This is a genomic window from Reichenbachiella sp., assembly GCF_033344935.1.
GTDB lineage: Bacteria > Bacteroidota > Bacteroidia > Cytophagales > Cyclobacteriaceae > Reichenbachiella.
Genome location: NZ_JAWPMM010000001.1, coordinates 1,543,948 through 1,554,538 on the forward strand (window position 1 = coordinate 1,543,948; position 10,591 = coordinate 1,554,538).

The 10,591-nt window shown below is 37.6% G+C and carries 6 protein-coding genes; all 6 read left to right on the top strand.

Annotated elements, in window-relative coordinates:
- Positions 1–65: 65 nt before the first annotated feature.
- The 6 genes from R8N23_RS06655 (at position 66) to R8N23_RS06680 (ending at position 10,588) form a co-directional block, all read left to right on the top strand.
- Positions 66–4,109 carry a hypothetical protein gene (locus R8N23_RS06655; protein WP_318170791.1) on the top strand — a complete coding sequence of 1,348 codons (4,044 nt, stop codon included), beginning with the start codon at positions 66–68 and terminating at the stop codon, positions 4,107–4,109.
- A gap of 1,200 nt (positions 4,110–5,309) precedes the next feature.
- The gene (gene mraZ, locus R8N23_RS06660; RefSeq protein WP_318170792.1) at positions 5,310–5,753 is read left to right on the top strand and encodes a division/cell wall cluster transcriptional repressor MraZ; all 444 of its coding nucleotides are present in this window, start codon (positions 5,310–5,312) and stop codon (positions 5,751–5,753) included.
- On the top strand, positions 5,750–6,658 hold the full coding sequence (gene rsmH, locus R8N23_RS06665) for a 16S rRNA (cytosine(1402)-N(4))-methyltransferase RsmH (protein ID WP_318170793.1): 909 nt from the start codon (positions 5,750–5,752) through the stop codon (positions 6,656–6,658). Before mraZ ends, rsmH begins: the two co-directional genes overlap by 4 nt.
- Before the next feature lie 2 nt (positions 6,659–6,660).
- Complete coding sequence (locus R8N23_RS06670; RefSeq protein WP_318170794.1) at positions 6,661–7,032, top strand: FtsL-like putative cell division protein; 372 nt, start codon at positions 6,661–6,663, stop codon at positions 7,030–7,032.
- Positions 7,029–9,125, top strand: coding sequence for a penicillin-binding protein (locus R8N23_RS06675; RefSeq protein WP_318170795.1), 2,097 nt, complete (start codon positions 7,029–7,031; stop codon positions 9,123–9,125). Before R8N23_RS06670 ends, R8N23_RS06675 begins: the two co-directional genes overlap by 4 nt.
- Positions 9,122–10,588, top strand: a complete 1,467-nt coding sequence (locus tag R8N23_RS06680; RefSeq protein WP_318170796.1) for a UDP-N-acetylmuramoyl-L-alanyl-D-glutamate--2,6-diaminopimelate ligase — start codon at positions 9,122–9,124, stop codon at positions 10,586–10,588. The genes R8N23_RS06675 and R8N23_RS06680 overlap by 4 nt, the downstream gene beginning before the upstream one ends.
- The last annotated feature ends 3 nt before the right edge of the window (positions 10,589–10,591 follow it).

Sequence of the window (10,591 nt, forward strand, 5' to 3'; positions counted from 1 at the left end):
TTAATTAAAGGTAAAAATAATATTTGTATAAATCAGATAGACTTCGATGCTAATTATTTTAGAATATGAATTATGATCAAGAGGAAAAGTTCAAGGAATTAAAAAATTATATATCTACCCATACCATTAATAGAAGTATTAATTATGTAGATCAAGCGGCATTAGAAGAAAATTTTAAATGGAACGCTGCCTTGTTCTTTGCAAAAGCTATTCACCTGGCAAAACCCATGGAACAAGAACTTACATTAAAAGAGTTCAACCTGTTCAAAAAAAACTACGAAGAAAGAAGTTTTAAACAAATCGATACAGAAGCCCTATTTCAAAAATATTGGTTGAGAAATGTTTTAGGAAAAATAAAAATCGCAGGTACCGTATCTTCGGCTTGCCACACATTTAGTGGAATATCAAATTTCAAGAGTGAATTAAAATTCCTCCTAGAAGAATTTAATGAAGGCAATGAAGGTAAGGAAAAAATATCCAAGAAGGATTTTGATCAAATCAGATACAAGTATGAGAAGGACAATAACTTGACCTTAAGTGATGAAGGTTTGTATAGATCAAAATGGCTTTCTGAATCTAACGACAAGATTGACATTTCCAATATCAATTTTTACTTCAAACCTTATCTTGATCATTGGGAGGTTTTTGAATTTCTTACAGCATACAAGGAAAGAATAATTAGATATGAGGATAAAGGGCTGAAGATTGATAAAGGCGAATTCCAAGCTTTACATCAATCCTTCAGCCAATTCTACACCCAAACACCTTCAATTGAAAATCTTATTAAACAAAAGCTTCTTCAAGAAAAGGAGGAATCCTACTATTTAGATTTCCATAATGTCAAGATTAGTTATTGGTCATCATTAAATAATCAAATTACTGCTTTTTACTGGCAATTATTAATTGAAGATAATGGCTTCTCTGACGATCAAGAGAGAGTGAAAAGACTTCTCAGGCAAATACTTTATTGGGAATGGTCATCTGATTTTTTATCCTATTCTATTGATGAATCAAAAAAGAGATTTTTAGACGCGGCTTGCAACCTTGTGATTAATGAACCTGATTTGGAGGGAATAGATGAGGAATTCAGAAAGGTTAGTATCGATGGGGAATTTGGTTCAAGAGAAATTCAACTGCTTTTTCAGAGCCGTGAAGAATACGATGATTTTTCTCTGAACAATACAGATCATTTTGAATTGTTCGAAAGCTTAGATAATTGGGAGAAAAAAGCTCATACTACTTATTTGCAGGGCCAAAATTCCAGAAAAGAGATTACATTTTTAATTAAAGTAATTATCGCTCATGATTATAAATTCGAGAGAGAAGATTCCGAGATTCAGGACAATCCTATAACTTATTATTATAAAAGAGTTTTTGCTCTTCTCGAAAAATCAATTACAAGGCCAACCCTGCTTTGGGATATAAAATGCTTTGTCATCATGTGTAGAAGAGAGTTTATCCCATATCTGATAAAACGCTATGAATACACTTCTTTGACATTTCAGTTTATTGATAAACTGATCAAAGATCACATCCCAAAAGAAGAGAAGGAATTATTTTCAAAAAAGCTATGGACAAAATCACTGGAGTTAGCACTTTTCACAATTCGATTAGTTGTGCAGAATGGTGTAGCTTCCTTATTAATTTTTCAGATTTATAGACAGCTTAATTCCCGAAAATATAATATACCATACAATCGGCAGAAACATACGAAAAAGTTAAGCCGAAAACAGAATGAGGAGAAAGAAAAAGCAGTACTTTCTTTGATTGAAGATTGCTCCCTACAAAATGAAAGCGTGCACAGAGAAAGTAACCAGTTTCTATTCCCCGAATTATTTAATGAGATGGTACAATTATTTATAAACCTTCCATCCAAATCACTATATAATAATGGAACTGTGAATTTTCCAATGCTTCAGTGGGATGGGCTGACTTGGTTAATGAAATGCTCTACTTACTGGAAATACAAAAGTCAGTTTAATATTAAGCCTTCAGATGTCAATACGTTAACCAATTCCTTTTTCAAACTTTACATCGGTTGTATTGAGGTTACTGAAGTAAATAAATACAATTTTTCAGAGAAAAGAGAAGAAAAAGGATTGCCCCTATGGAGTGAGAAAATTGAAAGACTAGAATACATTGAATGGATTTATTCTATTTACTTCATTTATAAACAACAGAAACTGAATAGTTTTCTTGAACCTCGCTTTTATTTTGACCCCACTTCGGAATTCTATCACAAAGAGAATCATTTTACTGCTGATAAGTTAAGAACTCATTTAGGTGTATTGCTTCAAGTCCTGCGTCAATTAGTATTACCAATTATACCTTACGGTTTTGAAAAAGATGAAATTTTGGAAATCAAATTAAAAGTAGAACGGCAGATTATTGATTACTTAAAATGGCATATTAAAGATTTACCGAAAGAAGGGCGTGTTGATCTATTCGACTATAACAAAGAACGGGCATTTAGAACATCCGAAAAAGAAGCGTTGCTTCCGCAAGTTGCGAGAGCTTTAAACTGGTTCTCACAAAAGGAACAGATCATTGAGGCAATCATTGAGACACAGGATATCGTCAAAATATTAACGATTGCCAAATGGGTGACTTCAGTGGGAGTTAAACAAAAACTCATAGAGAAGATTCAGGAATCAGATATTAAGGCATTCTTAAAGAAACGATGGACACCTGAAATTCAACAAGTATTGCTGGACATCAGCCAATATCCAAAATTGGAGAAAGAGATTATTCAATTAGTAGAATTTTGGGAAAAGAACATATCAAACATAAACAGAGAATATGAAGTCCAACTTTATCAGACCAAAATGCTTTTGGCTTATTTCCAAAATGATGAATCCCAACTGCATAACATCAAAGAGCCAAGCATATCAAATCATTCGGTAAGGGAATTATCTTATCGTGATCACAAGCAGTTTTACAGGGCTCTCATAAGGCTAGAAAATAATCCAGAATCTTCACATGCCATATTCAGTCAGTTGAGTACGCATTATCCACAATATCATGTTTTTGCGTTAAATCAGATGGCAGCAAAGATTAACATGGCTAAAGTTTATGATGATTCGAAAATTTATAAAGAAGCTCTAGAAGAATGGAAAGTATATGCTTCGCAGCATAAAGAATTAGAAGAAGACGAGTTAGGGGCGGTATTTTTGACAAATAAGCTTTTCATACTACTAAAAATTAGACAATACAATGAATTAGATACTGTTTTTTCTGAATTGGAAATGCCATATCAAATGCTACCAGATGTTCTTGATTCAAAAGTTGAAAGTCTTATAGAAAGGAATTGGATTGAACAGGCAAATATTCTTTTGGAAGAAGCTGAGCGTTATCATCAATTTTTAGGAGATGAAGGATTTGAGTTCATAAAAGCACTTAGAGTTAAAGTTGGAGGTATTAATGATATACACATACTCAATGCATATTACAAAAGAATATTTGACAGCCCTCCCTCGAAGCTTATTGAGATATTTCCCGAAAATATAAATGGGAATAAGGTTGTTGGAGCATTTCTGACTAAAGAAGTAGCAATAGCAGCAAGTAAAATGCTCGACAAGGTTGTTTCTATATCTGACATTAAAGGTGAAGACAAGTACAACGATATAGTTGAATTATCTTTGGACTCAAGAATTAATACATGGGGCTGGTATATAGGTGCGCAATCTAGAGGAGCTTTTTCTGATCCTAATAACAAGACAATAAAAAAGCAACCAGGAGAAAGAGACTTGCCTATTCATGATTCAAATAAAGAACTGTTTTGTATATGTGAAGCTTTTGTCTATAGAACTCCAGCTCCTGCAAAAAGTCATTTAAAAAAGATACTCAATTACCACCATCAAAAGGAAAATCTCATCATATTAGTATATGATTTGAATCCTAGGAATAAGTCTAAAAAGAATTGGAAAAAATATATCAGTACCATAATTCCTAATACAGACTTTCCAAGTGGATTTGAATTTAAAACGGTTGAGGATGTTACTTTGGAATTTAATTATCAGAATTCTGCTATTAGAATTGCACGATCTATTCATAAAAGTGAAACTGTAATTTATCATGTGTTTGTTAATGTAAATTACTTTGTGGGGTAGTTTTTGAAATTATGAGTGGTACAAAAATTTTATCTACGTATAATGTTGATTTGATAGTTGGCACCTCCCCCACCAACGCTGAAATAAAATGCCACTATTTTCGTTTATCCACGGAAGTAGTTTAATGTTTGATTACCACCTTGGTTAATTAGTGCAAATCTTGCACTAACAAGTTATTGATGAATTTCATATGAAAACAAAGTCAATAGATGAGAGGCTTCGCTTATATAAAAAAGTTAAGAAAAGGATGCAATCCTTGAGACCAACTATTGGGGACCAAGACATTGAAGCCTACAATGTGTCTTTTGATAAAGCGTTAGAGGTAGGGTTAAGAAGAATGTTCGGATCAGCTGACTCCACAAAATAGGGCTGATAGATATATGAACACCAGTTATTTAAAGGCTGAGAAACGCAGTTACTAGTATAATTGGAATACTCGTACTATCTCCTTGGGTAAGAAATTATTCATCATTCCTTAGCCTCAAGTGAAGGAACAATTACTTCATAATCTTAAAGTCACGCATTCCAAGTAGATTAACTACAATCGACAAATCTTCATTTTTCCCATGTATACATGGGAAAAACCACTTGATTTCCTCTTGAAGCTAAAAAATCAACAAACCAGAATGCCAGCACGCATTGTAGATCTTACTCTAACACATCTTTTTTTAAATTGTGGGGAAGTGTACATTTTATAGAAAAATGCGTTTTATGGTCGTATTAGGAACATTGAATGGGGTTTTTGAGGAGTTTAGATATTGAGAGTGGGGGAAAGTGTACGTAAAAACGAGGGGAAGTGTACATGAAATATGATATCTAATAAATTTTCTATTTCATTTTAAGTAAATAGCATACAAAAGGCGCCAAATCTCGAATTATTCCGTGGGCCCACGGAATAATCCATTTGATTTCAAATTATAAAATCCAAATCAATCTCAGGTTAACAATCCAAATAGGGCTGTAGAGGCCTAAACCCAATCCATATAACATTTTTAGTCAGTTTTTATAACATTTTCAAATCTCCGCTACAAACATCATGTGCCCCGGTTTTTGGCCGGGGCTTTTTTATGCCCTTTTTTAGCTGAAATACCCATAAAAATTCATTTTTTTCCATCTTGTGGTAAAAAGTGGAGGAAAGTGGTGAATAATTCCAAAACTTGATTAAGTTTGTATCGGTGGTTTATATTTTTCTATAACTCTATGGCTTTTTTTACAAGCGAATATGAGTGTAAGTTAGATGCTAAGGGTAGATTGGTTTTGCCTGCAAAGATTAAAGCCAATCTGCCCGAAGTGTCTGGCAATGAGCTCGTTGTCATGAAGGGATTTGATCCCAACTTGGTCTTGTACACCATGCTGGAGTACAAGAAAATACACAATAAGTTCGCTTCATTGAGTGATTTTGATGCCGCCCAGAGAAAATTGAAAAGAAACTTTTTTCGTAGTGTAGCTCCTGTCGAATTGGACAGCGCTGGACGTTTTTTGATACCTAAAGGCTGGATAGACCATGCCAAACTGGAAAAGAACGTGATGGTAGTAGGAGCAGGCAATACGATAGAGATATGGAGTCCTGGCTTGTATGAAGAATACTTGATTGAGGACAATGAGGAATATTCGGATTTGGCCAAGAAATTTTTAGATGAATGAGTGAATATCACAACCCCGTAATGCTGAGAGAATGTATTGAAGGGTTGGCGATCAAAGCGGACGGCATCTATGTGGATATCACTTTTGGTGGTGGTGGCCATTCCAAAGAAATTCTAAAGCACTTAGGTGAGAAAGGGAAGTTGTATGCATTTGATCAGGACGATGAAGCCCGATTGAATGCTGAAGCTATAGACAATCGTTCTTTCACATTTGTTCAAACCAATTTCAGAAACCTGAAAAAATACTTGCGCCTGCATGGCGTTAAGAAGGTCGACGGCATCTTGGGAGATTTGGGTGTTTCATCTCATCAGATCAACACCGCAGAGAGAGGATTCTCTACAAGATTCGACGGCCCTTTGGATATGCGTATGAATCAGAAGCAAGGCATATCGGCTGCTGAAATTCTAAACACTTACGAAGAACGTGAGTTGCATAGAATTTTGGGTCAATATGGAGAGGTGCGAAATGCGAAGACTTTAGCCGCAGCGCTGTGCTCGGAAAGGCATTTGGCTCCTTTTAAGACTATTGAGCAGTTGCTTGAGGTGCTGAGAAAATTTGCTCCTCGAAGAAAAGAGAATAGATATTTCGCTCAGGTTTTTCAGGGGATAAGAATAGAGGTGAATGAAGAAATGAAGGCATTGGAAGAGATGCTGGAGCAAAGTGCAGAAGTATTGAATGAAAAAGGAAGACTGGTGATTATGTCGTACCACTCGTTGGAAGACAGACCGGTCAAAAATTTTATAAACAAAGGAAAGATTTATGGTGAGCTAGAAAAGGATTTGTATGGCAATGTAGATAAACCATTTCAAGCCATCACAAGAAAACCAGTAACGGCAAGTGATAATGAAATAAATGAAAACAACCGTGCACGAAGTGCAAAATTGAGAATAGCAGAAAAAATCTGACCATGGCATCTAACACCTACAAACACTCCCAGGGCGCCGGCGGAAGTCGGAGGAGCTTTTTTTCTCTTCTTGAAAACCTCATCAACGTCGAAAAATTCTTCGATAAAGGACTTCCTGTGCAGTTTCTTATGCCGTTTTTATTCAGTACCGTGCTATGTATCATCTACATTGGCAATCTTCATTACGCAGAAAAAAATATCAGAAAAGCAGCTAAACTTCGCGTGGCTGTAGAAGACCTTAGAGCAGACTATACCACGCTCAAGGCAGATTACATGTACACCAGCAAGCAATCAGAAGTGGCAAAAAAGGCCATGACACTGGGTTTGAAAGAAAGCATTGAGCCTCCATTTAAAATAGTCGAACATCAGGAATGAGCCATAAATCAAACATATTGCTCAGAGTTCGGGTAGCCTATTTGGTAGCGCTACTTTTTTCGTTTGCTATTATTTATAAAATCGTGGAAATCCAGAATCTGGATGGTGGCAAGTGGAAAAAGAAAGCCGAAAGCATTGGCTTGCAATACAGAAATGTAAAAGCTACGCGAGGAAATATCTATTCTGATAATGGTAGTTTATTAGCTACATCATTGCCCTTCTATAAAGTAGCTTTTGATCCATCGCTGGCTAGTGATCGGGTATTTAATAATGGCATAGATGAGCTGTCGCAACGGTTGGCGAGACAGTTTCGAGACTACTCCGCCACCGATTACAAACGCCGGATCATAGATGCCCGGCAATCTGGACGGCGATATCTGGCACTCAACCGAAAGGAAATCAACTATCAAACCAAAAAACAGATGTCCCAATGGCCTATCTTCGAAGAAGGGCGAATGAAAGGCGGGGTAATATTTGAAAAGGTGGACAAGAGGTTTCGACCTTTTTCTTATTTAGGCTATCGTACCATTGGCACCATCAATGAAGACGACCGAGGGGTTGTGGGATTGGAGTACAGCTTCAACAAGGATCTCATGGGGCGTAATGGTAAAGCCCTTTATCAAAAAATCTCTGGTGGCACCTGGAAGCCAGTTTATGACGGTACTGAAGTAAAACCTCAAAATGGTTTGGACATCGTTTCGACTATCAATGTCGATTTGCAAGATGTAGCAGAATCTGCTTTGCTCAAAGCTTTGACCCACAACGATGCAGATTATGGCTGTGTGGTAGTGATGGAAGTGGAAACCGGAGAAATCAAAGCCATTTCAAATCTGAGTAAAAGAAACGGAGGCGGTTATTACGAAAACTACAATTATGCTGTAGGAAGCCAGGGCTCGAGAGAGCCGGGGTCCACTTTCAAGCTAGCCAGTATGATCGCATTGTTCGAAGAGTCAAGTGTAGGGCTCAATGACTCGGTCTATACTGGAGATGGTACCATGCAGTTCTACGATCAGGTCATGAAAGATCACAAGCCTGGAGGATATGGAACTTTGACTGTTCAGCAGGTATTTGAGAAGTCTTCTAACATCGGAACCGCCAAATTGATTGAAGAGGAATTCGGAGACAAGCCACAGACATTTATTAATTACCTAACCAGTATGGGTCTAACTAAACCGCTTGGTTTTCAGTTGATCGGTGAAGGAAAACCTTACATCAAAAGCCCGGCTGATTCTACATGGAGTGGAATTTCATTGCCTTGGATGTCGCATGGCTACGAGCTGACTATGACGCCGCTACACACGTTGACACTTTATAATGCAGTAGCGAACAATGGGAAAATGATTCAGCCGATATTGGTGAAACATGTGATGTCTGCTGACAAAACCATCGAGACTTTCGAAACTAGAGTGATCAATAAAAAAATCTGTTCTCAAATCACTTTGAATAAAGTAAGAGAAATGTTGGAAGGTGTGGTAGAACGAGGGACAGCACAAAATATTAGCGATTCTTATTATCAGATCGCTGGTAAAACGGGTACGGCCAAGCATAACAAAAACGGTCGATACATCAATAAGTATTACACGTCATTTGCAGGATACTTTCCAGCAGACAAGCCTAAATACAGCTGTATCGTAGTGATTGACAATCCTAAGAAATACAGAATCTATGGTAGCGATGTGTCAGCGCCAGTTTTCAAAGAAATCGCAGATAAGATCTACGCTCTGGATATGGAGTTGAATGATCCTTTTGAGGGGCAGGAAATAGTACAGGGTATATTTCCAGTGATTAGAGCTGGTGAGCATGAAGACCTTTCGTTGATCTGTAATACCATCGGTATTTCTAATCATTTGAAAGAAGAGTCAGATTGGGTGAAAGCCAGAATCAACAACAACTCCATAGACTGGTCCAAATTGGATACTAAAGAATCTGTGGTGCCAGATGTACGTGGTATGACTTTGAGAGATGCCTTATATCTCCTGGAAAATAAAAATTTGAAAGTGACTTACTCTGGAAATGGACGTGTGACTCAGCAGTCAGTTGTGCCAGGGTCAAATACCAATAGTGCCAACGAAATAAACCTTACCCTAGGATGAAGATGCTCTTAAAGGACATATTGTACAAAGTGAATTTGACCTCAGTCGCAGGAGATATGGGATTGGAAGTCACCGGTGTGCAGTTTGATTCTCGAAAAGTTAAAAAAGGCGATCTATTTGTGGCTGTTAAAGGTACGCAAGTGGATGGTCACGAGTACATTGATCAGGCGATAAAAAGTGGTGCCATTGCTGTGGTATGCGAGGAGATGCCTTTCGAACCCTCTAAGGAAGTGACATTCGTGGCTACCAAGAACTCGAGCCACGCATTAGGGATCATTGCTTCAAATTATCATGGTAACCCATCGGATAAATTGAAGTTAGTGGGAGTAACCGGAACGAATGGTAAAACCACAACCGTCACTTTATTATACAAGCTTTTCAGATCATTAGGCTACCATGTGGGCATGCTATCCACTGTTGAAAATGTGATCAACGACAATATTATCCCATCGAGTCACACGACACCAGATGCTTTGAGCTTGAATGAGCTTTTGGCAAAAATGGTTAAAGAGAAGTGTCAGTTTGCATTTATGGAAGTGAGCTCACATGCCATAGATCAAAATCGAATTGCTGGGCTTTCATTTGATGGAGCGGTGTTCATGAATATCAGTCATGACCATTTGGATTACCACACGACTTTTGAAAACTATATCAACTCAAAAAAGAAACTTTTTGATGAATTGCCCGCTTCGGCCTTTGCGCTAGTGAATTTGGACGATAAACGTGGGCAAATCATGTTGCAAAACACCAAGGCGACCAACTATTCATTCGGTTTGAAATTCATGACCGATTACAAGGCTAAAGTAGTGACCAACAGCTATCAGGGACTTGAATTAGATATCAATGGTCAAAGTGTTTGGTTCAGATTGATAGGAAAGTTTAATGCTTACAACCTCTTGGCAGCCTATGCGGTGGCTGAACTGCTGCACGAGGATAGGGAAGAAGTGCTCATGATGCTTTCTGGCTTGGAGCCGGCACCGGGCCGTTTTGAAGTGGTGCAGGCCAGCTCAGATATCATTGCTTTGGTGGACTATGCGCATACACCTGATGCATTAGAAAATGTACTTCAAACCATAGACGGATTCAGGTCTGGCAACGAGCAAGTGATCACAGTAGTAGGCTGTGGTGGCAATCGAGACAAGGACAAAAGACCTGTAATGGCCTCTATTGCTGTAAAATGGAGCGACAAAGTCATATTCACTGATGACAATCCAAGAGACGAGGAGTCGAAAGATATTCTAGATGATATGATGAAGGGAGTAGGTAAATCTTTTGTAAAAAAGACATTGGTCATCCCAGATAGAAAAGAAGCGATTAAAACAGCTTGTTCCTTAGCCAATGATCATGACATTATTTTGGTTGCTGGCAAGGGACACGAGGATTATCAAGAAATAAAAGGAAAGAAAATGCCTTTCGATGATCGCAAGATCTTGAAGGAAATGTTAGAACTGTTTAGAAGTTAAGCG